We start from the raw sequence: 22,710 nt of genomic DNA, 5'->3' as shown, positions 1-22,710 counted from the left end.
GTGGTCATGCCCTGACTACCCCGCGTCCCGCACCGCGACGGCTGCCCCGTGCCAGGTTTCCACGCCACCGGGCACGGGGCGGCGGCTTTTCCTCCACCTGGCGGCGGGCGCAGGTCTCCCGCTGTGCGCAGTGAGGCTGCGCATGCGTCGCGTGGCGCAAGGATCGGACGCTGGTCCGGTGGGCCGCTGCGTGGCCCGGGCGGCGGACGCGGCTGACAAGTAGGCCACGACGTGCGGCCCTCTGCTCCGCCCGAGGGGCGGGCGTTTGCCCGAACGGTTCGCCGCCCGCCCGTGAGGGATGAGGGGCGGTCACCGGAAGGCTCGCCCCATGCGCTCAGGGCGCCGTACGCCGTGAGGAGGCCGGCGCTGCCCGGCACGGCTCCGCTCTCCGGGAGGAGAGAGCGATGCGCTGCCGTTCGGCCGACCGCTGCTCTCAGCCCAGGTGGCGGGCGGTGATTTCCGCCGCGGTGTCGGTCACCAGCTGCCCCAGCTCGGCGAGTCGGCCGGGGTCGAAGCGTGAGTCGGGCATGGAGACGGCCACGCTGGCCAGCGGCGTGCCGTCCTCATCCAGGACGGGTGCCGCGATGGCGCAGACGCCCGGGCGGTACTGGTTGTGGTTGACGGCGTATCCGCGGTCTCTGACGCGGCGGAGCTCGGCACGCAGCTCCGCCGGGTCGGTGATGGTCTCCTGGCCGTAACCCTCGAGCGCGCCCGCCGTGAGCTCGTCGATCTCGGACTTCGGCAGATGGGCGAGGACTGCGTGTCCGGTGGCGGTGGCGTGCAGGGGGGAGATGTCGCCGATGGCGTGGAAGGTTCGTACGGCGTGGTCGCAGTCGACGCGGTCCACCACGACGATGCCGTGCAGGGCGTCCGGCACCGTCAGGTGGATGGTCTCGTTCAGGGTGTCGCGGAGTCGGGACATGGGCTCGCGGGCGGCGGCGAACAGGCTGGACCCCTGTAGGGCGGCGGGTCGTACGGCCAGCACTCGGGCGCCGACCTCCCAGCGCGTGGTGTCCCTGCGATTCGCCCGCAGCCAGCCCGCCTCGTCGAGCGTCACCAGGGTGCGCTGCACGGTCGACTTGGGCAGCCCGAAGATCTTCGTCAGCTCCCCCACGGTCACCGGCTGGTGCTGCGCCACGGCCTCCAGGATGCGTAGCGACCTGGTCAGGCTCTTCAATTCCATTCGGGCCCCTCAGTTCTGCGGATTCGTCGCGCTGTCCGCTTGACTCGCTTCCGGAGCCACAGGCATGATCATGCCGTATTTTAGCATGCCGTTCCACAATGCGGCATGCACCTTGCGTCTCCGGTGGCCGACCCGGCGTCAGCGGTGTGCCGTTCCGATGCTCTGCGGCGTCTGACGCCGCGAAGCATCGGAGCGGCGTCCGACGCCGGTCGCGCCCTGAACGTGCCGTACCGCGCCGCCGCGTGAGGTGGCCGCCCTGCACCCGGCGCCCTCCCCCGGCCGGGCGCAAGGTCGGTCCTGCCGCGAAGCGAACCGAGGGTCGGCTCCCGTGCGGGGGGAGTCGACCCTCGGTGATGCGGGGCCGAAGGCGGGCCGCCGTGACAGCTCAGGCGCCCAAGCGGCGCCCCGTGATCTCCGCGGCCGTGTCGGCGACCAGGCGGCCCCACTCGGGCAGCTCGTCGGCGTCGTACCGCGAATCGGGCATGGAGATGGCCACGGTGGCCAGCGGCGTGCCGTCCTCGTCGAGGATCGGCGCGGCGATGGCGCAGACTCCAGGCCGGTATTGGTTGCGGTTGACCGCGTAGCCGTCTGTGCGGATCTGCCGCAGCTCGGCGCGCAGGTCCTCGGGGTCGGCGGGTGTCGTCTCGCTGTAGCGCTCCAGGCCCTGGGCGATGAGCTCCTCGATGTCCTGCTTCGGCAGGTTGGCGAGGACCGCACGCCCGGTGGCGGTGGCGTGCAGGGGTGAGGTGTCGCCGATGGCGTGGAAGGTTCGTACGGGGTGGTCGCAGTCGACGCGGTCCACCACGACCATGCACTGGAGTGCGTCCGGCACCGACAGGTGGATGGTCTCGTTGACCTTGTCCCGCAGCTGCACCATGGGGTCGCGAGCGGCGGCGAACAGGCTGGATCCCTGGAGGGCGGCGGGGCGTACGGCCAGCACCCGGGCGCCGACCTCCCAGCGCGTGGTGTCCTTCCGGCTGGCTCGTAGCCAGCCGGCCTCCGCCAGTGTGACCAGCGTGCGCTGCACGGTCGACTTCGGCAGGCCGAAGATCTTGGTCAGCTCGCCAACGGTCACCGGCTGATGCTGGGCGACCGCCTCCAGGATGCGCAGCGATCTGGTGACGCTCTTCATTTCCATCCGGTTTCCCCCCGTTAATCCTCGGAATTCTTTGCGGACACCCTCTTGACTCCCCTCTCCGCCGCTGTCATTCTCGTGCCAGATTCTAGCACGGCATTCCACAATGTGGCACGGCATCGGGGGATCCCCCGCGAAAGTGAGCCGGAGCTACGAGATACGGACGATTGCGAGCTGTGGTCCCGCCGAAGGGCCCGGCCCCGTCCAAACCGCCTCGAATCGATCAGCCTCACGCCGGGGGCTCAGCATGCGCCGCGGCGATACGAAAGGAAAGCCCTGTGTCAGCTGCCAGGAAGCGCGTCGCCGTCGTCGGCGTCGGAACGATGGGCAGCCAGGCAGCCTGGCGCCTGGCCGCCCGTGGAGCCGAGGTGGTCGGCTACGACCGCTTCGCCCCGGGCCACGACCGCAGCGCGGCCGGCGGCGAGACCCGGATCTTCCGCAGCGCCCACTTCGAGGACTCCCGGTACGTGCCGCTGCTCCAGCACGCCGACGCCCTCTGGGAGCAGCTTCAGCAGGAGACCGGCCGTGAGCTGCGCCGCCTGACCGGCTGCCTGCTCATGGGGCCGACCGATCACCACCAGATGGCCACGGTCCTCGAGTCGATCGCCGAGCACGGCCTCGACCACGAGGTCCTCGACGCCGAGCTGCTCGCCAAGCGCTTCCCGCAGTTCCGGATCGAGGACGGCGACGCGGCCGTGCTCGACCGCCGCGCCGGCTTCATCCGCCCCGAGCTGACGATCCAGACCGCCGCCCGCCGCGCCGAGGAGCTCGGCGCCCGTATCCACCGCTACACCACGGTCCGCGAGATCGTCCCCGTCGCGAACGGCGTCGAGATCCGCACCGACGCCGGCAGCGAGCGCTTCGACACCGCAGTCGTCACGGTCGGCCCCTGGGTCAACGACCTGCTCCCCGAACTGCCCTGGGAGGTGGACATCCGCCGCCTCATCAGCGCCTGGTACGTGCCCACCACCGACGTCTGGTTCGGCGAGGAGCGCCCCGCCTTCATCCGCACGGCGCCCACCCACTGCTACGGCCTGCCCTCCCCGGACGGCGTCTCCGTCAAGCTCGGTCTCTCCCGCGCCCTGCACCGCCCGGCCGGTGACCCGAACCGGCTCGACCGAGAGGTGGCCCCGGAGGAACTGGAGATCTTCACGGAACTGATCGAGCGTCACATGCCGGACCTGAACCCCGATCCGACCCGGCTCTCCGTCTACATGGAGGGCTACACCGAGAGCAGCCGCCCCCTGGTCGGGCCGCTGCCGGGCGCGGAGAACGTCGTCCTGCTCGCCGGGTTCTCCGGACACGGCTTCAAGCTCTCGCCCGCCTTCGGCGACATCGCCGCCGACCTCGCGCTGGACGGCAGCTCGCCCCGGCCCATCGACTTCATCTCCACCCTCGACCGAGCGGAGGCGTGACGACCATGACCGCCACCCTGTCCGTCGGCGTCCTGCACGCCGAGCCCGGGACCAAGACCCGCGGCACCGTCCCGGCCGACCTCGGCACCCTCACCGTGGACATCCCGCTGACCCTGGTCAACGGCGCCCACCCCGGCCTTCGCGTGCTGATCACCGCGGGCGTGCACGGCGGCGAGTTCACGGGGGTCGACGCGGCCACCCGACTGGCCGCTCTCCTGGAGCCCGGCGAGGTGCACGGTCAGGTGATCGTCTGCCCGGTCGCCAACCCCCCGGCCGTCTACCAGGGTCGCCTCGGCGTCTCCCCGCTCGACGGCGTGAACATCAATCGCGTCTTCCCCGGCGACCCCGACGGCAGCCCCACCGAACGTCTCGCGGCCTGGCTGTTCACCAACCTCGTGGACGGCGCTGACGCCTACGTCGACCTGCACTCCGGCGGCATCGACGAAGTCCTGACAGATTTCGTCGGTTACCGCCTCACCGGTGACCCCGAACGGGACGCACAGACAGCGGACATGGCCGGCGCGCTCGGCATCGAGGACGTCATCTTCGGAATGAACGCGGACGGCGGCAACAGTCACGCGGCCGCCGCCCGCCAGGGCGTCCCGGCGATCCTCGTGGAGACCGGCCAGCTCGGCGAACGCGACGCGGACACCGCTCGTCGTCTCGTCGAAGGTCTGCATGGGGTCCTGGGTCGGCTCGGCGTCCTGGACACCAAGCCCCAGGGCGACACGGCCGTCCGGGCATGGGTCTGGGCCGCCGGCGTCACCGCCGAGGCGACCGGCCTGTGGTATCCCGAGTTCGCCGCAGGCGACTACGTGACGGAGGGCCAGATCCTCGGCCGTGTCATCGACCCGGCCGACGGCCAGGAGCACAAGGTCCTCTCCCCGGCCACCGGCCGGATCTTCTACGGCATGCGCGGACTGACCGTCGCCCCCGGCGCCGAACTCGCCGCCATCGCCGCCCCGGCTCCCCAGGACTCCGGCGGCCACTGACCCCACCACCCTCAGCAAGTCCCCTCCCCGCACCACCAGAACGAGACCCCACCAGCACGCACCCCCACGCTCCCCTTCCTCACGTACCGCACCACCAGGAGGCACCCGGTGAGAGATGTCCGGATAGACCGCAGAGGGTTTCTGCGCGGAGTCGGCGGCGTGGCCGCAGGCGTCGCCGCCGCCACATCGCTCAGCGCCTGCGGCACCGGCACCAGCCGGTCCGTCGGCAGCGGCGGCAAGAGCTCCAAGACCCTCGTGGTTCGCAACAGCGGGGGCTCCTACGGCGACGCCAACCAGCAGGCGATCTACGAGCCGTTCACCAAGGAGACCGGCATCCAGGTCAAGGTGGTGAACATCGAGTACGCCCAGATGCTCGCCCAGATCAAACAGGGCCGCCCCCAGTTCGACGTCATCGACGACTCCATGGCCGACTTCGTGCTCTTCAAGCAGCAGGACGCCACCGAGGACCTCGACCACGACCGGCTGAAGAACTTCAAGAACGCGGGCATCGCCAAGGCACTGGTGACCTCCAACGCGGTCGGCAAGAACTACTGGGCCAGCGTGATGGCGTACCGCACCGACGCGTTCGACGGAAGGAAGCCGGCCTCGTGGGCCGACTTCTGGGACGCCAAGACGTTCTCCGGCAACCGCGCCCTGCAGGCCCTGGACGCCGACCTGCCCGAGCTGGAGTTCGCCCTCCTCGCCGACGGCGTGGCGCTGGACAGGCTCTACCCGCTCGATGTGGACCGCGCCTTCAAGGTTCTCAGCGAGATCAAGCCCCACGTCCGCAAGTTCTGGGACACCGGTGCTCTGCCCGGCGTGCTCCTGGGCCGCAAGGAGGTCGACGCCTCCAGCGTGTGGCATGGCCGCCTGGACGCCCTGATCAAGGGCGGCGCCCCGCTCGCCTACCAGTGGAACGGTGCCCGCCGGCAGAGCAACGCCCTCGGCATTCCCAAGGGCGCGGCGAACCTCGACGCCGCCTACCAGCTCATCGACTTCGCGCTGCGGCCCGAGGTACAGGCGGCCTACGCCGAGATCTACCCGATGGCCCCGTCGGTGCCGGCCGCCTACAAGAAGCTCTCCGCCGGCACGGCCGCGAACCTGGCCAGCTCCCCCGAGCACCTGGAGTCGGGCTTCGACCTGGACGTCGAGTGGTGGATCAAGAACCAGGACGCCGTGTCCAAGCGCTGGCAGGAGTGGACGCATGCCTGAGATCGACGTGATGCCCGAGCTGTCCCTGGCCTCCGCGGCCGGCCTGACCGGTTCCGGCAAGCCCCTGTCCGTGACACGGCTTCGGAAAACGTACGGGGGAGTGACGGCCGTCGACGAGGTCTCCATGGAGATCGCGGCCGGCGAGTTCGTCACCTTCCTCGGTTCCTCCGGCTCCGGCAAGACCACCACCCTGATGATGATCGCCGGGTTCTGCGAGCCCGACTCCGGCAACATCGTCGTCGGCGGCCGTGACGTGACCCGCCTCGCCCCGCAGAAGCGCGGCCTGGGCTTCGTCTTCCAGCAGTACCTGCTCTTCCCCCACATGACCGTGTGGGAGAACGTCGCCTTCCCCCTGCAACTGCGGGGTGTGTCCAAGGCGGAACAGCGCCGCCGGGTCGGCGAGACGCTGGAGATGGCGGGACTGTCCGCCATGGCCCGCCGCCGCCCCCGCGAGCTGTCCGGCGGCCAGCAGCAGCGCGTCGCCCTCTGCCGGGCCCTGGTCTACCGCCCGCCCGTCATCCTCATGGACGAGCCGCTCGGCGCCCTCGACAAGAAGCTGCGCGACCAGCTCCAGACCGAGATCAAGCGTATCCAGCAGGAACTCGGCCTGACCGTCATCTACGTGACGCACGACCAGGAAGAGGCCCTCGTCCTCTCCGACCGGATCGCGGTGATGCGGGACGGGCGGATCGACCAGTTCGACACCCCGCAGGAGCTCTTCGAGCGCCCGCGCACCCCGTTCGTCGCCGACTTCCTCGGCGCCGCCAACTTCCTGCCGGGCCACGTGGAGCAGCAGACGTCCGGCCACACCCTGGTGCGTCTCGACACCGGCGGCGTTCTGAAGGCCCGCCCGCAGGCGGGGACCGAAGGAGCCCGGGTCCGCGCCGCGGTCCAGCCCGGCCGGCTCGCCCTGTGTCCGCCCGACGACGGATTCTGTACCGGGACGGTCGAGACCGTCACCTACGTCGGCACGCTCGTCCGCGTCACCGTCCGCCTTCTCGGCGGGGCGGCCACCGAACTCGTACGGCTGGAACTGCCCGCCGGCCGAGCCCCGGACCTCGGCGAGCGCATCGGCCTCACCGCGGATCCCGCGAACGTCAGCGTCTTCCCGGACACGGAACACGGGGGATGACGATGGCCGCGACCGCACTGGCGCCCACCCCGGCGCCCGCCGCACCCACACCCGCCCCGGGCAAGCGCGGCCTGGGCCGCGCGCTGTCCGAACGGCGCACCCGCTTCGGACTGCTCAACGCCACCCCCGTCGTCGTCTACCTGCTGATCCTCTTCGTCTATCCGATCTTCAGCACCCTGATGCTGAGCCTGAAGGGCGAGGAGGGCGGCTTCACCCTCCACTGGTACACCGACGCCTTCCAGGGCGCGAACCTGGAGATTCTTCTCACCACCCTGCGGATCTCCGCCGAGACCTCCCTGCTCGCGCTGGTCGTCGGGTTCGTCCTGGCCTCGGCCATCTCGCGGCTCAAGCCGCTGTGGGCCGGCCTGGCGATGCTCGTGGTGGTCGTCCCGCACTTCATCAGCGCGCTGGTGCGCACCTACGGCTGGATCATCCTGCTCGGTGACAACGGCGTGGTGAACAACGCCCTGACGGACATGCACGTCCCCGGCGCGCCCGTCCAGTTGCTCTACAACGAGATCGGCGTCGTCATCGGCACCACCGCCGTGATGCTGCCGTACACCGTCCTGCTGCTGTACGCCGTCATGCGCGGCATCGACCGGCGGCTGCTTGCCGCGGCGGCCAGCATGGGCGCCGGACGGATCACCATCTTCCGCCGGGTCTACGTCCCCCTGGTCGCCCCCGGCCTGGTCAACGCGGGCGTGCTGTCCTTCATCCTCTGCCTCGGCTACTACCTCACCCCCGCCCTCATGGGCGGCGAGAAGCAGACCATGGTCGCCTCGCTCATCGACGAGCAGGTCATGAAGCAGAACCAGTGGAACGGCGCCTCGGCGCTCGGCATCATCCTGCTCCTCCTCACCTTCGCCGGACTGCTGCTGCTCAGGCTGCTGAAGTCGGCGGCCGAAGCCCTTCGGAATCGGGGTACGGCGTCATGATCGAGCTCCGTTCCACGCTGGCCGGACGCATCACCCTGGCCGTCCTGTCCACGCTGATCCTGCTGTTCCTGGCCCTGCCGATCATCGTCATCGTCGTCACCTCCTTCGGCAAGGACGCCTTCGGTTCCTTCCCACCGGAGGCGTGGACCCTCGGCTGGTACAGGCAACTGTTCGCCGACGGCAGCAAGTGGCCCGCCGCGCTGTCGCTCAGCGCTCTGGTGGCGGCCATGACCACGGTCTTCTCGCTGGTCCTGGGGATGACCGCGGCCACCGCCCTCGTCCGCAGCGAACTGCCGCTGCGGTCGGCGGTCTACGGCCTGGTCCTCGCCCCGCTGGTGATCCCCCAGGTCGTCATCGCCCTCGGTCTGTTCCTGCTCTTCGAGCCGGCCATGATGCTCGGCAGCCCGATCGCCATCGCTCTCGGCCACACCGTGCTGGCCTCACCGATCGCCGTGATGATCCTCATGGCCACCCTGAAGGGCATCGACGAACGGCTGGAGGACGCGGCCGCCAGCATGGGCGCGAGCCGGCTGACCGTCTGGCGGCGGATCACCCTCCCGCTGGCCATGCCCGGCCTGGTCGCCGCCGGCATCTTCTCCTTCATCACCAGCTTCGACGAGTTCTTCGTCTCGCAGTTCCTGTCCTCCGTGGACACCGTGACCCTGCCCGTGCAGGTGTTCAACGTCCTTCAGTACAACGTCGACCCGTCGGTGACCGCCGTCAGCGCGATCCTCATCGCCGTCGCCGTCGTGGCCCTCGCCCTGGTCGGCGTGGTCCGCAAGCTCAGCGGCTCCGGCAAGCAGGACGGCCTGCTGCCCACAGAACCCGGACTGGGCCTCCCCGCCGGAAGTGAGACCGCATCATGACCACCAGCACCAGCACCAGCACCAGCACACCCGCGGGCGAACTGTCCGCCACCGCGGCCAGACATCTGCTGCTCAACATGACCCCCAACGGCTCCCTCGGCCAGGACGGCGAGAACCTCTTCGTCGTCCAGCGCGGCGAGGGTCCGTACGTCGACGACGCAGACGGCAGGCGCTACATCGACGGCCTGTCCGGCCTGTACTGCTGCCAGCTCGGCTACTCCTACGCCCCCGAGTTCGCGGAGGCGGCGGCCAAGCAGCTGCGCGAGCTGTGCTTCAGCCCGCTGTGGTCCTCCTCCGCGCACCCCACCGCCATCGAACTCGCCGAGCGGCTCTCGCGGATCGCGCCCGTCGACGTCGAGCACACGTTCTTCTCCGGCGGCGGGGCGGAAGCGGTGGAGACCGCCTGGAAGATCGCCCGCCGCTACCACGCCCTGCGCGGGGAACCGGGCCGGGTGAAGGCGATCTCCCGTCGTGGCGCCTACCACGGGCTGACCATCGGGGCTCTCTCCCTGACCGACGACCCCGGGCTGCGCGAACCTTACGGGCCGGGCGCGATCGAGACACGGTTCGTGTCCAACACCAACCGTTTCGGCCTCGCCCCCGAGTACGTCGACGACGACGTGTACACCTCCCGTCTGCTCGCCGAACTGGAGTCCGCGATCCTGGCGGAGGGCCCGGAGAGCATCGCGATGCTGATCGCCGAGCCGGTGCAGAACCGCGGCGGCTGCATCACCCCGCCCCAGGGCTACTGGCAGGGCCTCCGGGCACTCGCCGACCGGTACGGCTTCCTCCTCGTCGCCGACGAGGTGATCACCGCCTTCGGGCGGCTGGGGGAGTGGTTCGGCGGCGACCGCTACGGCGCCCGCCCCGACATCGTCACCGTCGCCAAGGGCATCACCGCCGGATACGCGCCCATGGGAGCAACTCTGGTGAGCAACGGCGTCGTCGAGGTCATCAATCAGCCGGGCGCGGTCCTCAACCACGGCTACACCTTCGCCGGGCACCCGCTGAGCGCGGCCATCGCCCTGCGCAGCCTGGAGATCATGGAGCGGGACCGGATCCTGGACAACGTCCGTGGTCTCCAGGACCACCTCGCGACGCGCATGGCCTCCCTCGGTGAGCTGAGAATCGTCGGTGACGTCCGGGGCGCCGGGTTCTTCTACGCCTGCGAACTCGTCGGCGACCTCGACGGCGGCGGCTTCAGCGACAAGGCCCGCGCCGATCTGATCGTCGACCTCATCCCGCGTCGGCTGCGCGAGGCCGGACTCCTGGCCCGCGTCTACAACCGCTCCGCCCCGCTGGTGCAGATCGCGCCCCCGCTGATCAGCGACCGGCACCTCCTCGACCGAATCGCGGACATCCTCGCGGAGACCCTCGCCGAGGCGTCAGCCCGCCTGTGAAACCCGCACCCGCCCCGCATGCGAAAGGAACCACCCTCATGTACTCCATCGGTCCGCTGACCGTCGCTCCCGGCGAGCGCGCCCAGGGCCTCATCCCGGTCGGCATCAGCAGCTACGGCGTGGAGCTCGGCATTCCGCTGATCGTCGTCAACGGCGCCCAGGACGGCCCGGTGCTGTGCGTGGACGCGGGTGTGCACGGCGACGAGTACGACGGCCAGGAGGCCATCCGGCGCGTCCTCGCCGAAGTCGACCCGGCCACCCTGCGCGGCACGCTCGTCGGCATCCCCTGCATGAACACCCCGGCCTTCGAGGCGGCGGCCCGCACGAGCGGCCTGGACTACCTGAACCTCAACCGGATCTTCCCGGGTGACGCGGACGGCTCGTACTCCCTGCGCCTGGCGGCCACCTTCGTCGAGCAGGTCGTCCCGGCCATCGACGCCTTGGTGGACCTGCACACCGGCGGCACGTTCGGGGAGATCGCCCCGCTCGTCATCCTTCAGGGCGGCTACGAGGAACTGGCCACCGACCTCGCCCTCGCGGCCGGGCACGAGCTGGTCTGGAAGGGCGGCAAGTGGGGTGGCACGGTCCGTCACCCCACTCTTGCGGCGGGCAAGCCCGCGATCACGATCGAGGCCGGCGGTGGCACCTACCGCGAGGCCAACGTCGAGCTGCACATCGGTTCGATCCGCAACATCATGCGGCAGCTGAAGATGATCGACGGCGAGGCGGAGCTGCGGGAGAAGTACACGACGACCTCCGGCACCTTCGCCCGTTCCGCCGCCGGCGGCTTCTTCCTGGGACACGCCGAGCCGGGGGAGACGTGCAAGGAAGGCGACCTGATCGCCCACATCGTGGACCACTACGGCAACACGCTGGAGGAGGTCCGCGCCCCGCAGGACGGCATCGTGCTCTGGGTCCGCCGGATCCGTACCGTCCGCCCCGGCGACGAGGTCGTCATCTTCGGCGAGGTGCAGGGAGAGATCCAGCCATGAGCGGCGACACGCGGTTGCTCCTCGTCGACGGCGAACGGGTTCCCGCCGCCGACGGCCGTACCTTCACCGTCCTCGACCCGTCGGACGGCACGGCCTTCGCCCAGGTGGCGCTGGCCGGAGCGGCGGACGTGGACCAGGCGGTGGCGGCGGCACGCGCGGCCTTCGTCTCCCCCGAGTGGGCCCGGATGCGCGCTGCCGACCGGGGCAGGATCCTGTACCGGATCGCCGAGGCCATCCGCTACCAGGGCGAACGCCTGGCCCGCCTGGAGAGCCAGGACGTCGGCAAGCCGCTCAGCCAGGCGAAGGCCGATGTCGAGGCCGCCGCCCGATACTTCGAGTTCTACGCGGGCGTCGCCGACAAGCTCGGCGGCACGACGATTCCCCTCGGCCCCGGTCTGATCGACTACACCGTCCGCGAGCCGATCGGCGTCTCCGGGCAGATCATCCCCTTCAACTACCCGCTGCAGAACACCGCGCGCGGTTCCGCCCCCGCACTGGCCGCGGGCTGCACGGTGGTGCTCAAGCCCTCTCCCGAGGCACCGATCACCCCGTTGGAGATCGGCCGGATCGCGCTGGAGTGCGGCCTTCCGCCGGGCGTTCTGAACGTCGTCCCCGGCGACGGCGAGACCGGGGCGGCCCTCGCCGGGCACCCGGACATCGACCAGGTCACCTTCACCGGCTCGGTGCCCACCGGCATCAAGGTCGCCCAGGCCGCCGCCGCCAACGTGGTGCCCTCGGTCACCGAGCTGGGCGGCAAGTCGCCGATCGTCGTCTTCGCCGACGCCGACTTCGACCTGGCGCTGACCGCGATCCTCGGGGCGTCGTTCAGCAACGCCGGACAGATGTGCTCGGCCGGGACGAGGCTGCTCCTCCAGCGCGGCGCCGAGGAGTTCCTGGACCGGCTGGTCGAGAAGATCGCCGGCCTGCGCGTTGGCCCCGGCCTGACGGACCCGGACGTCGGCCCGCTGGTCGCCGCCCGGCAACGCGACCGGGTCCTGGGCTACCTGGATCTGGCACGGCAGGAAGGCGCGACGGTCCGCGTGGGCGGTGGCGCACCCTCCGACCCGGAGCTGGCGGACGGGTACTACGTGGAGCCGACCGTCCTGACCGGTTTGACGAACGACGCCCGTGCCGCCCGCGAGGAGATCTTCGGCCCCGTCATCACCGTCATCGACTTCGACCACGCGGACCAGGCTCTGGAGATCGCCAACGACAGTCCGTACGGTCTCGCCTCCTACGTCTGGACCCGCGACATCGACAAGGCGATGCGCCTCGCCGAAGGGATCCGGGCCGGCCAGGTCTACGTCAACGCCACCGGCGTCGGCACCGGCGTCGAGCTGCCCTTCGGCGGCTACAAGCACAGCGGCTGGGGCCGGGAGAAGGGCCTCGAAGCCCTGGCCAGCTACACGCTGACCAAGAACGTCTGCATCGGATTCGGGAGCCGGACATGAGGTACCGCACGCTCGGTGAACGCGGGCCGGCCGTCTCGGTGGTGGGTGTCGGCGGCAACAACTTCGGCTCCCGTCTCGACGAGGACGGCACGAAGGCCGTCGTGCACGCTGCCCTCGACGCGGGCGTCACCCTGTTCGACACGGCCGACATGTACGGCGGGTTCGGCGACCAGGGCGGCTCGCGCGGGGACGGTGAACGCCTCCTCGGGGCTGCCCTCAAGGGGCACCGCGACGAGGTCGTCCTCGCCACCAAGTTCGGCATGGAGATGGGCCGGGATGCCGACCTTTACGGGCCGCGAGGAGCACGCGGCTACATCCGCCACGCCGTCGAAGCCTCGCTGCGTCGCCTGGGCACCGACCGGATCGACGTGTTCCAGTACCACGAGCCGGACGGCGTCACCCCGCTCGACGAGACGGTGACCGCCCTGCGGGAACTGGTCGACGAGGGCAAGATCGGCCACATCGGTTGCTCCAACCTGCCGGCCGAGGACCTGTCCGAGGCGTTCGTCAGCACCCAGGCCCGCTACCACCTGCTCGACCGCAGTGTCGAGGCGGACCTGATCCCGGCCTGTCTGCGCCACGGCATCGGCCTGTTGCCGTACTACCCGCTGGCCAACGGCCTGCTCAGCGGCAAGTACCGGCGCGGCGAACAGCCCCCGCCCGGCAGCCGCCTGTCCTGGCGGCAGGGCTGGCTGACCGACGCGGCCCTCGACCGGGTCGAGGCGCTCACGGCGTATGCCACCGTGCGCGGCCTGTCCCTCCTCCAGGTCGCGGTGGGCGGACTTGCCGCCCTGCCCGCCGTCGGCTCGGTCATCTGCGGCGCGATGACCCCCGAGCAGGTCACCGCCAACGCGGCGGCGGCCGACTGGCTCCCCGACGCGGCCGACCTGGCCGCACTCGACGCGATCGTCACCCCCGGCGAGCGGATCGTCTGACCCCCCTCCCCCTGTAAACACCGGAAACCGAGGTTGAACACCATGCGAGAGATCGTCACCTTCGACGCCTACGGCACCCTGGTCGACTTCCAGCTCGGCCCCACCACCCTCAAGGTCCTCTCCGATCGGCTGGACCTGGACAATCTGGACGTCGACGAGTTCCTCGACGACTTCCGCGTCATGCGCTTCCAGGCCGTACTGGAGGCATACCGCCCCTACCACGAGATCCTGCACTCCAGCCTGCGGATGGCCATGCGCCTGCACGGCCTGGAGTACCGCACGTCCGACGGCGACGCTCTCGTCGAGGCCGTCCCCACCTTCGGCCCCTTCCCGGAGGTCCCGGACGCTCTGCGCGCGCTGAAGACCAAGTACGAGATCGCCATCATCACCAACAGCGACGACAACCTGATCGCGCGGAACGTCGAGAACATCGGCGTCGACTTCGACTACGTCATCACGGCCGAGCAGGCCGGCGCGTACAAGCCGGACCGGCAGACCTTCGAGCACGCCTTCAAGACCATGGGCGTCGAGCCGTCCCAGGTCATCCACACCGCGCAGGGCTGGGAGTACGACCACATCCCCACCCGTGACCTCGGCCTGAAGCGCCGCGTGTGGATCAACCGCTACGGCCGCCCCGGCAGCGCCGACTACCAGCCCTACGACGAGCTGACCGACCTGTCGGGCCTGCCGAAGCTGCTCGGCTGCTGACAGCACGGCAACACGGCGACACAGGACAGAGAACACAGAGGACGCACGCAATGAAGCAGATCCCCTACTGGCTCGACACCGCCCCCGCCCTGCCCGACCGGTCCGGAAAGGACCTGCCCGACGAGGCGGACGTGGTGGTCATCGGCGGCGGCCTCACCGGCCTGTCCACCGCCTACCACGCCGCCCGCAAGGGCGCCCGGGTCGTCCTCGTCGAGAAGGACAAGGTCGGCTCGGGCGCTTCCGGGCGCAACGGCAGCATGTGCACCCAGGGCATCACCATCGGTGTCGGCGAGGCCCGCAAGCGCTTCGGCCAGGAGCGCGCCCGCGAGCTCTACGACGCGTTCCGCGAGGCGGTCGACGTCGTTGAGGAACTCACCCGCACCGAGAAGATCGACTGCGACTTCAACCGCGCCGGACGCCTCGGAGTCGCCTTCAAGCCCCAGCACTTCGAGTCGATGAAGGTCACCCAGCGCGACCTGGCCGACAACTTCGACCACGAGACCCAGCTCCTGACCCGCAGCGAGCTGAAGGCCGAGCTGGGCTCGGACTACTACCACGGCGCCCTGCTCGACCCGCTCAGCGCCGCCCTGCACGTCGGCAAGTACGTCCACGGCCTGGCCGAGGCCGCCGAACGCGCCGGCGCGCAGATCCACGAACGCAACGCGGCCACGGGCCTCACCCGCCTTCCCGGCGGCGGCTTCCTCGTCGAGACCCTGCACGGCACCATCCGCGCCAAGCAGGTCATGGCCGCCACCGACGCCTACACCGACAAGGCCCTGCCCTGGTTCCGCAAGCGGCTGATCAACGTCGGCAGCTTCATCATCGTCACCGAGCCGCTCGGTGAGGCGCGCGCCAAGGAACTGATTCCCAACGCCCGCCTGGTGGTCGACTCCAAGAACGTCGGCCACTACCTCCGCCTCACCCCCGACAACCGTCTCGCCTTCGGCGGCCGGGCCCGCTTCGCCCCCTCCAACCCCGCCTCCGACGTCAGGAGCGGCGACATCCTGAAGCAGGAGATGACGGAGATATTCCCGCAACTGGAGGGAGTCCGCGTCGACTACGTGTGGGGCGGCATGGTCGGCTTCTCCTGGGACCGCCTCCCGCACGCGGGCGAGGTCAACGGCCTCTACTACTCCATGGGCTACTGCGGCCACGGCGTCCAGATGGCCACCTACATGGGCCGCGCCGTCGCCGAGATGATGGACGGCAGGCCGGAGGCCAACCCCCTGCGCGGCCTCGGCTTCCCCAAGGTCCCCGTCCCCTTCTACAACGGCACCCCCTGGTTCCTGCCGTTCGGCGGCGCCTACTACAAGGCCAAGGACCGCCTGCGCTGAGCCGCTGCCGACCTAGGTGACACTGCGGGGGCTTTCCGCGAAGTGGTCTCGGGAAGCCCCCCGCCGTTACGGGACACCGCGTCCCCCTGAGACGTTCGTGTGGCGGTTGACGCCCCGATGACTGCGGTGCGCCCCGTTCGCCATGCCTGAAACCGCCCCCAGAGAAGGTCCGCACAGCCATGACCGCCGTCACTCGCAGCGAACACGACCTGCTCGGAGACCGGGACGTTCCCGCCGAGGCGTACTGGGGCGTGCACACCCTGCGCGCCACGGAGAACTTCCCCATCACCGGGACGCCGATCTCCACCTACTCGCATCTCGTCGAGGCCCTCGCCGCGGTCAAGGAGGCCGCCGCCGTCGCCAACGAGGAGCTGGGTCTGCTGGAGTCGGAGAAGGCGGCCGCGATCGTCGCCGCGTGCCGTGAGATCCGCGCGGGGAAGCTGCACGACCAGTTCGTCGTGGACGTCGTCCAGGGCGGCGCGGGGACCTCGACCAACATGAACGCCAACGAGGTGATCGCCAACCGGGCGCTGGAGCTGTTGGGCCACGCGAAGGGGGAGTACCGGTACCTGCACCCCAACGAGGACGTCAACCTCGGCCAGTCCACCAACGACGTGTATCCGACGGCCGTCAAGGTGGCGACGGTGTTCGCGGTGCGCGGACTGCTCGACGCGATGGCCGTCCTCCAGGACGCCTTCGGCCGCAAGGCCGTCGAGTTCCGCGAGGTGCTGAAGATGGGCCGTACCCAGTTGCAGGACGCGGTGCCGATGACGCTCGGGCAGGAGTTCTCCGCGTATGCCGTCATGGTCGACGAGGACCGCAGCCGTCTCGCCGAGGCCGTCGAGCTGGTCCATGAGATCAACCTGGGGGCGACGGCGATCGGCACCGGTCTCAACGCGCCCGCCGGGTACGCGGAGTCGGCCCGCGGCCACCTCGCGCGGATCACGGGGTTGCCGCTGGTGACCGCGGCGAACCTGGTCGAGGCCACCCAGGACTGCGGCGCGTTCGTGCAGATGTCCGGCGTCCTGAAGCGGATCGCGGTCAAGCTGTCGAAGAGCTGCAACGACCTGCGGTTGCTGTCGTCGGGGCCGCGCGCGGGCCTGGGGGAGATCAACCTGCCGCCGGTGCAGGCGGGTTCGTCGATCATGCCCGGCAAGGTCAATCCGGTGATCCCGGAGGTGGTCAACCAGGTCGCCTTCGAGGTGATCGGCAACGACGTCACGATCACCATGGCCGCGGAGGCGGGACAGCTCCAGCTGAACGCTTTCGAGCCGATCATCCTGCACTCCCTGTCGGAGTCCATCACCCATCTGCGCGCCGCCTGCCTGACTCTCGCCGAGCGTTGTGTGGACGGCATCACCGCCAACACCGAGGTGCTGCGCGCGAGCGTGGAGAACTCCATCGGCCTGGTGACCGCCCTCAACCCGCACATCGGGTACACGGCGGCCACCGAGATCGCCAAGGAGGCCCTCGTCACCGGCCGCGGCGTCGCCGAACTCGTCCTGGAACGACGCCTGTTGCCGGCCGAGATGCTCGCCGACCTGCTCTGCCCCGAGGTCGTGGCCGGTAGAGGCCAAGCCCTGGCCTGACATGCCCCGCGCACCCGCGCACCCGCGCACCCGCGCACCCGACTCGGGGCTCGGGTCGGGCCGTGAGTCGCCGGGAGTCGATGGGCCGCCATCGGCACGCTCAGGGCGTGAGGCCGAAGCACTCAAGATCGCGCAGCTCGTCGGACACGGAAGGCTCGACCGGGTTCCGGGAGCGAAGTGGCCTGCGGCCGCGGGCCGAAAGCTGGGAGGCGGATGTGGCTTGCGGGCGGGTTCTCGCCCGCCCGGCCGCGCTCTAAGCTGCGACCGCTCCGAAATCCGGCGATCTTTTGGAGGGTGTACAGGATGATGCGAGCTCTCATGACCGCATCGGCGGCAGCAGCGTTGGTCGTGTCCGCGGGTAGCATCCCCGCCTCCGCTTCCGATGCCCCGCCGCGCACCACGCACGGTCCTTGCCAGTACACCCAGACCCCGGACGAGCCGGCGGCGCGGCCGGTTCCCCTGCCGCCCGACCCGCGGCACACCCCCGGTCACGGCACGGTCGATATGGCGGTCCCGACCAGCCAGGGCCCGCTCCCGCTGCGTCTGGACCGGGCGAAGGCGCCATGCACGGTCCAGAGCTTCGTGCACCTGGCGCGGCACCGGTTCTACGACCGTACGGTGTGCCATCGGCTGACGGCGTATCCGACGCTGAAGGTCCTGCAGTGTGGCGACCCGACCGGCACCGGCGAGGGTGGGCCGGGGTACGCGTACAAGGCCGAGCTGCCGGTGGACCTGCCGCCGGCACCGAGCGATCCGACCGGCGTCCGTCGCCTTTACGGGCGCGGTGTGCTGGCGATGGCCAACGCCGGGCCGAACACGAACGGTTCGCAGTTCTTCGTCGTCTACGGCGACTCCGCGCTGCGACCCAACTACACGGTGTTCGGCACCGTCGGTGCCGCCGGCCTGAAGACCCTCGACAAGATCGCTGCTGGTGGTATCGAGCCGACTGCGCAGGACCCGGCGCCTGTCGACGGCACGCCCGTGCTGCGGACCGAGCTGCTCAACGTCCGGCCGTCCTGCCGGCCCTGATCAACTGCGGTGCGGTCACCGTGGATCCGGCGTGCCCGGTCTCACGGTGATGTGAGGGAGCCGTTGCCTACGTCCGCCCAGGTGACGTCCGTCGCCGAGGCGGTCGTAGAAGGTGACCGGGTCGGCTGGGAGGCGGCTCACTTGCAGGCCGGGCCGCCGCCGTTCAGGCCGGCACGCTGCACGTCCGGCTCGGCCTCGGCAGGATGGACGTGCGGGCGCCTTGCGATGATTCAAGTCGCCGAAGGGCCTGGGGAAGCACACGACAAGCAGCCGTGTTCGTGAGCCCGGGACGCGAGCCGGGCCGCGTTCCTCGCTCCGCTTCAGCGCGGCGAGGGCATGACAGGAATGTCGATACAGAGCCCCCGCCGGCTCTGGCGGGAAACGGCTGCCCCCGGGCGCTCACCGAGTCCCCGGCCGGCGCCGGGACGGCGAAGAAATTTGGTGTGCGGAGCCGACGGGACCGGGTAACGTCTTGGTCATGTTCTTCCAGACGCCGATTTACGAGTGAGAGCGTGACGGGCCCCTGCTGACGTCCTTCGACGTAGCCGCGCCCGTCCCCCACCGATGAATCCGTAGATCACTTCACAACATTCCGGGAGAACCCGTGAGCAAGAACATCAACAACCCCGTGGGCATGGGCGGCGGCCAGCGCAAGAAGCTGTCCCGCGCCGAACGGCAGAACAACGGTCCGCACCGCAACCTCGACCGCCAGAGTGCCGCCGACCAGAAGGCGGAGCTGGTGCGCAAGATGCGCGAGAAGGCAGGCGCTGCCGAGGGCGCCGGGCAGACGGGCGACGACACCGCTCAGAGCTGACGCACCGCCACCGCAGGGTGGCACCGCACGGGGCAGGGCCCGGACCGCGACACGTGGTCCGGGCCCTGCTGCCGTACCGGGCGCGGCCCGCCCCGCTCTCGGCCGAGCACCCGCGTCTCAGCCGACCAACCGGGGCAGCCGCAGATTCAGCAGCCCCGACGCCGCCACCACCCCGAGCTGCACCGGCAGCGTCACCACCAGGGCGTTCCCCGTTCCCAGCCCGGGCGACACCGCCTCGCCGAGTCGGCCGGCGTCGACGCGCGCCAGCGGCCTCTTCGAGTCTGAGTCGCGGGTGCAGGCAGCCGTGGAGAGAGCTTCGAGTGCCTCCGGCGGCAGGCCCGGTGGGCGGCTGGTCGACACCCGCATGTCGGGCGGTGTGTGCGGCGGGAGCGTCTCTGGCACCGGCAAGACGGGTGGCGGCGGCGAGAGCGGCGGCGGCAAGCTGATGCTGCTGACCAGACTCGACGCCCGCGACCGTGTTCAGCTGGTGATCAGCGCTTACCGAGCGGGCCTGGTGATGGTTGCCGCGGTGCGCGGCCTCGGGCCAGTGCCGCGCGCAGTGCCGGGACGAGGATGCGGCGGATCTCGGACGGGGCGAGGGCGGCGGGGGTGGGGAGGGGGTTGAGGTAGCGGGTGTAGATGAGACCGCCCAGGATCGTCACCACGGCGGTGGCGCGAGCGGTCGCGTCCCGGCCGCCGAGAAATTCAACAAGCCGGGCCAGCAGCTCGCGTTCCAGGTATTCGCGGATCACCTCGGCGGCCTCGTCGCCCTGATGGGTGAGTCGGCGGAAGCCGGCGTCTTCCCACAGGTCCGTCACCGCGTCGATCAGGCGGTCGGGGAGGGTGGCCGGGTCGCCGCCGAGGACGTCGTCCACCACCAGGGCATTGGCGCACTGGAACTGCATCACGTCCGCGAACAGGCCCTTCTTCGATCCGAAGTGGTAGGCGATCAGCGCCGGGTCGACGCCGGCGGCCGCGGCCACCGCGCGCACCGTGGTGTGCCGGTATCCGTGCTCCAGGAACAGCGCACGGGCCGCCGAGACGATCGACTCGCGGGTCGGCGGGTTGCCGCGCGGGCGGCCTCTAGTGCGGGCGGGAGCAGGGGTGGCGTTATTCATCAGCGTTGAGCCTGCGTTTCGTGATCGGCACAGTCAAGGCGTTCCGCGAACCACATGAAGGGATGACCCGACACCATGCGTATCGCAGTCTTCGGCGCCAACGGACCGACCGGCCGCCACCTCACCGATCAGGCCCTCACCGCCGGCCACGAGGTCGTCGCCGTGACTCGCCGCCCCGGCTCCCTCCTCCCCGGGCGGCCCGGCCTCGCCGTGGCCGTCGCCGACGCGACCGATCCGGCGGCCGTCGACGCCGTGATCGCCGGGACGGACGCCGTCCTGTCCGCGCTGGGCGCGCGCTTCGGCAAGGAGACCATCACCGTGTACTCGGCCAGCGCCACGGCCATCACCCGGGCCATGACCCGCCACGGCGTCAAGCGGCTCCTCACCGTCAGCTCCAGCATCGCCGACCCGAACTGGCGACCCACCGGCGCGCACCTTTTCAACCATGTCCTGGACCCGCTGGTGAACCGACGTCTCGGCCGCACCCTCCACGAGGACATGCGCCGCATGGAGGCCTTGATCCGTCGGACGGACCTCGATTGGACCCTCGTGCGGCCCTCGGGCCTCTTCGAGCACCCCGTCGTCACGGAATATCACACCGCCGAGACCAGCGCCGACGGCGTCTTCACCGCCCGCACCGATCTCGCCGCGAGCATGCTGCGCGAACTGGACGAACGGCGGTACGTCCGTACGGCCATGGGCGTCATCACCACCGCCGTGAAGCCGAACGTCGCCAAGCTGATCTGGCACGAGGGCGTGAAGAAGAAGTGAGCCGGGCGATCGTCGAACTCCGGGCCGCCACCAGGGCGTTCCTCACCAGCCCGCACCCGGCCGCCTTCACCACCCTCCGCCCCGACGGCACCCCGCACGTCACCCCGGTCCGCTTCACCTTCGACGCGGCCACCGGCCTGGTCCGGGTGACCACCCGGGCGGGAGCCCGCAAGGCCCGGAACGTGGTGGCGGGCGGCCCGGCGGCTCCTGTCGCGCTCTGTCAGGCGGACGGCTTCCGCTGGGTCACCCTCGAAGGCCGGGCCGCCGTCACCGACGATCCTGCGCGGCTGGCCGAGGCGATCCGCCGCTACAGCGACCGCTACGGCGCGGACCCGCCCGCCCCGCCGGACCTGGTCGTCGTCGAGATCGCCGTCGACCGCGTCCTGAGCCGCGATCCCTGATGCCGGTTACTTCGTCTTGCGGTTCGCGGAGAAGGCAGGCTCTTTCCCCAGCGCTTCGATCGTCTCTTCCATGTCGCGGACCTTACGGCGCAGTCGCACCAGTTCCTCGCGCTCGTCCGTGGTCAGAGCGCCCGCCGGCTCTTCGCCTCGCTCCGCCGCCAGCTCCTGCGCAATCGCCGCCGCGAAGGTGTCCACGTCCTCCTCGGTGGTGTCGAAGGAGGTCATCCAGCGGACCTCGGCGGCCTGTTCGTCCCAGGTGTAGAAGCGGAAACGCTTCTGGAGACGCTCGGTGACGGCCGGCGGCAGGACGGCGAATATCTGGTTGGCCTGCACCGGGCGGGGGATCTCCACGCCCGGCAGTTCGCGCACCGCCTCGTACAGCCGCCGGGTCATCGCGTTGGAGCGGGCCGCCGAGCGCAGCCAGAGGTCGCCGCCGAGCAGCGCCTCGAACTGCACCGACACGAAACGCATCTTGGAGCCCAGCTGCATGCTCGCCTTGCGCAGGTGGGCCATGCCTCGCACCGCGTCCTCGTTGAGCACGATCACCGCCTCGCCGAAGAGCAGCCCGTTCTTGGTGCCGCCGAGCGAGAGGACGTCCACGCCGGTGTCGGTGGTCATCTCGCGCAGGGACACGCCGAGGGTGGCGGCGGCGTTGGCGAGCCGGGCGCCGTCCAGGTAGACGAGCATGCCGAGGTCGTGCGCGTGGTCGCAGATCGCACGGATCTCGTCCGGGGTGTAGCAGGTGCCGAGCTCGGTGGACTGGGCGATCGAGACGACCCTGGGCCGGGCCCGGTGCTCGTCCTCGAAGCCCCATGCCTGGCGGTCGATCAGCTCAGGGGTGAGCTTGCCGTCCCATGCGGGCACCGTCAGGAGCTTGATCCCGGCGACCTTCTCGGGCGCCCCGCCCTCGTCGACGTTGATGTGGGACGACTCGGCGCAGACCACGGCGTCCCAGCGGTCGAGCATGGTCTGCAGCGCGACCACGTTCGCGCCGGTGCCGTTGAAGACCGGATACGTGTGCGCGGTGGGGCCGAAGTGGCCGCGCACCACTTCCTGGAGGCGCTCGGTGTAGACGTCGGCGCCGTAGCTGACCTGGTGGCCGCCGTTGGCCAGGGCGATCGCCGCAAGGATCTCGGGGTGTGCGCCCGCGTAGTTGTCGCTGGCGAAGCCGCGCTCGTCCGGGTCGTGTCGTCGCTGTACGGTCATGGTGCTCGCCTACTTGTTTCGGTCGGACGGGTGTGAGACATGTGGTCGGGACGGGGGCCCGCCGGTCCGCTCAGGTCGGCGCCGGTTCCGTC

General features: G+C 70.4%; 22 protein-coding genes. 17 read left to right on the top strand and 5 right to left on the bottom strand.

Translation table 11 applies throughout. The features are described 5' to 3' along the window. Nucleotides 1-433: 433 nt before the first annotated feature. Nucleotides 434-1,177 (bottom strand): IclR family transcriptional regulator, encoded by a 744-nt coding sequence (locus tag QF032_RS04160; RefSeq protein ID WP_307049907.1) that lies wholly within the window; start codon nucleotides 1,175-1,177, stop codon nucleotides 434-436. Between the two features lie 391 nt (nucleotides 1,178-1,568). Then, the gene (locus QF032_RS04155) at nucleotides 1,569-2,315 is read right to left on the bottom strand and encodes an IclR family transcriptional regulator (RefSeq protein WP_307060154.1); all 747 of its coding nucleotides are present in this window, start codon (nucleotides 2,313-2,315) and stop codon (nucleotides 1,569-1,571) included. A 281-nt stretch (nucleotides 2,316-2,596) separates the two neighbouring features. Here QF032_RS04155 and solA point away from each other — a divergent pair, with 281 nt between their 5' ends. The 15 genes from solA to QF032_RS04080 all read left to right on the top strand — a co-directional run bounded on the left by solA (nucleotide 2,597) and on the right by QF032_RS04080 (nucleotide 19,122). After that, nucleotides 2,597-3,733 (top strand): N-methyl-L-tryptophan oxidase, encoded by a 1,137-nt coding sequence (gene solA, locus QF032_RS04150; protein ID WP_307040079.1) that lies wholly within the window; start codon nucleotides 2,597-2,599, stop codon nucleotides 3,731-3,733. A gap of 5 nt (nucleotides 3,734-3,738) precedes the next feature. Continuing rightward, entirely contained in the window at nucleotides 3,739-4,725 is a 987-nt protein-coding gene (locus QF032_RS04145; RefSeq protein WP_307054933.1) for a succinylglutamate desuccinylase/aspartoacylase family protein, read from the top strand. A gap of 108 nt (nucleotides 4,726-4,833) precedes the next feature. Beyond that, a complete protein-coding gene (locus QF032_RS04140; RefSeq protein ID WP_307054932.1) occupies nucleotides 4,834-5,937 on the top strand; it encodes an ABC transporter substrate-binding protein in 1,104 nt (367 codons plus the stop codon). After that, nucleotides 5,930-7,069, top strand: a complete 1,140-nt coding sequence (locus QF032_RS04135) for an ABC transporter ATP-binding protein (RefSeq protein ID WP_307040073.1) — start codon at nucleotides 5,930-5,932, stop codon at nucleotides 7,067-7,069. The genes QF032_RS04140 and QF032_RS04135 overlap by 8 nt, the downstream gene beginning before the upstream one ends. After that, nucleotides 7,066-8,004, top strand: coding sequence for an ABC transporter permease (locus QF032_RS04130; protein WP_307040072.1), 939 nt, complete (start codon nucleotides 7,066-7,068; stop codon nucleotides 8,002-8,004). The genes QF032_RS04135 and QF032_RS04130 overlap by 4 nt, the downstream gene beginning before the upstream one ends. Next, nucleotides 8,001-8,870, top strand: a complete 870-nt coding sequence (locus tag QF032_RS04125; RefSeq protein WP_307040071.1) for an ABC transporter permease — start codon at nucleotides 8,001-8,003, stop codon at nucleotides 8,868-8,870. Before QF032_RS04130 ends, QF032_RS04125 begins: the two co-directional genes overlap by 4 nt. After that, on the top strand, nucleotides 8,867-10,270 hold the full coding sequence (locus QF032_RS04120; protein WP_307040070.1) for an aminotransferase class III-fold pyridoxal phosphate-dependent enzyme: 1,404 nt from the start codon (nucleotides 8,867-8,869) through the stop codon (nucleotides 10,268-10,270). The genes QF032_RS04125 and QF032_RS04120 overlap by 4 nt, the downstream gene beginning before the upstream one ends. Before the next feature lie 38 nt (nucleotides 10,271-10,308). Beyond that, entirely contained in the window at nucleotides 10,309-11,262 is a 954-nt protein-coding gene (locus tag QF032_RS04115; RefSeq protein WP_307040069.1) for a succinylglutamate desuccinylase/aspartoacylase family protein, read from the top strand. Further along, a complete protein-coding gene (locus QF032_RS04110; protein ID WP_307040068.1) occupies nucleotides 11,259-12,713 on the top strand; it encodes an aldehyde dehydrogenase family protein in 1,455 nt (484 codons plus the stop codon). Before QF032_RS04115 ends, QF032_RS04110 begins: the two co-directional genes overlap by 4 nt. Further along, a complete protein-coding gene (locus tag QF032_RS04105; RefSeq protein ID WP_307040066.1) occupies nucleotides 12,710-13,648 on the top strand; it encodes an aldo/keto reductase in 939 nt (312 codons plus the stop codon). Before QF032_RS04110 ends, QF032_RS04105 begins: the two co-directional genes overlap by 4 nt. Before the next feature lie 42 nt (nucleotides 13,649-13,690). Beyond that, nucleotides 13,691-14,356: a haloacid dehalogenase type II gene (locus QF032_RS04100; RefSeq protein WP_307040064.1), complete on the top strand. Its 666-nt coding sequence runs from the start codon at nucleotides 13,691-13,693 to the stop codon at nucleotides 14,354-14,356. Nucleotides 14,357-14,406: 50 nt separating this feature from the next. Further along, nucleotides 14,407-15,690 carry an NAD(P)/FAD-dependent oxidoreductase gene (locus QF032_RS04095; protein WP_307054930.1) on the top strand — a complete coding sequence of 428 codons (1,284 nt, stop codon included), beginning with the start codon at nucleotides 14,407-14,409 and terminating at the stop codon, nucleotides 15,688-15,690. A gap of 179 nt (nucleotides 15,691-15,869) precedes the next feature. Continuing rightward, nucleotides 15,870-17,279 (top strand): aspartate ammonia-lyase, encoded by a 1,410-nt coding sequence (aspA, locus tag QF032_RS04090; RefSeq protein WP_307054928.1) that lies wholly within the window; start codon nucleotides 15,870-15,872, stop codon nucleotides 17,277-17,279. A gap of 348 nt (nucleotides 17,280-17,627) precedes the next feature. Further along, complete coding sequence (locus QF032_RS04085; RefSeq protein ID WP_307054926.1) at nucleotides 17,628-18,308, top strand: peptidylprolyl isomerase; 681 nt, start codon at nucleotides 17,628-17,630, stop codon at nucleotides 18,306-18,308. A gap of 604 nt (nucleotides 18,309-18,912) precedes the next feature. After that, nucleotides 18,913-19,122 (top strand): DUF6243 family protein, encoded by a 210-nt coding sequence (locus tag QF032_RS04080; RefSeq protein WP_306954820.1) that lies wholly within the window; start codon nucleotides 18,913-18,915, stop codon nucleotides 19,120-19,122. Nucleotides 19,123-19,239: 117 nt separating this feature from the next. Here QF032_RS04080 and QF032_RS04075 read toward each other — a convergent pair whose 3' ends face one another. Continuing rightward, nucleotides 19,240-19,488, bottom strand: a complete 249-nt coding sequence (locus tag QF032_RS04075; protein WP_307040058.1) for a hypothetical protein — start codon at nucleotides 19,486-19,488, stop codon at nucleotides 19,240-19,242. A gap of 125 nt (nucleotides 19,489-19,613) precedes the next feature. After that, a complete protein-coding gene (locus tag QF032_RS04070; protein ID WP_307040056.1) occupies nucleotides 19,614-20,240 on the bottom strand; it encodes a TetR family transcriptional regulator in 627 nt (208 codons plus the stop codon). A gap of 75 nt (nucleotides 20,241-20,315) precedes the next feature. On the opposite strand from QF032_RS04070, the gene QF032_RS04065 reads away from it, so the two are divergent. Both QF032_RS04065 and QF032_RS04060 read left to right on the top strand, forming a co-directional pair. Beyond that, entirely contained in the window at nucleotides 20,316-21,011 is a 696-nt protein-coding gene (locus QF032_RS04065; RefSeq protein ID WP_307040054.1) for an NAD(P)-dependent oxidoreductase, read from the top strand. Beyond that, nucleotides 21,008-21,412 carry a pyridoxamine 5'-phosphate oxidase family protein gene (locus tag QF032_RS04060; RefSeq protein ID WP_373430290.1) on the top strand — a complete coding sequence of 135 codons (405 nt, stop codon included), beginning with the start codon at nucleotides 21,008-21,010 and terminating at the stop codon, nucleotides 21,410-21,412. The genes QF032_RS04065 and QF032_RS04060 overlap by 4 nt, the downstream gene beginning before the upstream one ends. A gap of 6 nt (nucleotides 21,413-21,418) precedes the next feature. Here QF032_RS04060 and QF032_RS04055 read toward each other — a convergent pair whose 3' ends face one another. Beyond that, nucleotides 21,419-22,618 carry a threonine aldolase family protein gene (locus QF032_RS04055; RefSeq protein WP_307054924.1) on the bottom strand — a complete coding sequence of 400 codons (1,200 nt, stop codon included), beginning with the start codon at nucleotides 22,616-22,618 and terminating at the stop codon, nucleotides 21,419-21,421. Nucleotides 22,619-22,710 lie beyond the last annotated feature (92 nt).

It is taken from the genome of Streptomyces achromogenes, assembly GCF_030816715.1.
Taxonomy (GTDB): Bacteria; Actinomycetota; Actinomycetes; order Streptomycetales; family Streptomycetaceae; genus Streptomyces; species Streptomyces achromogenes_A.
This window is presented reverse-complemented; position numbering and strand designations above follow the sequence as displayed.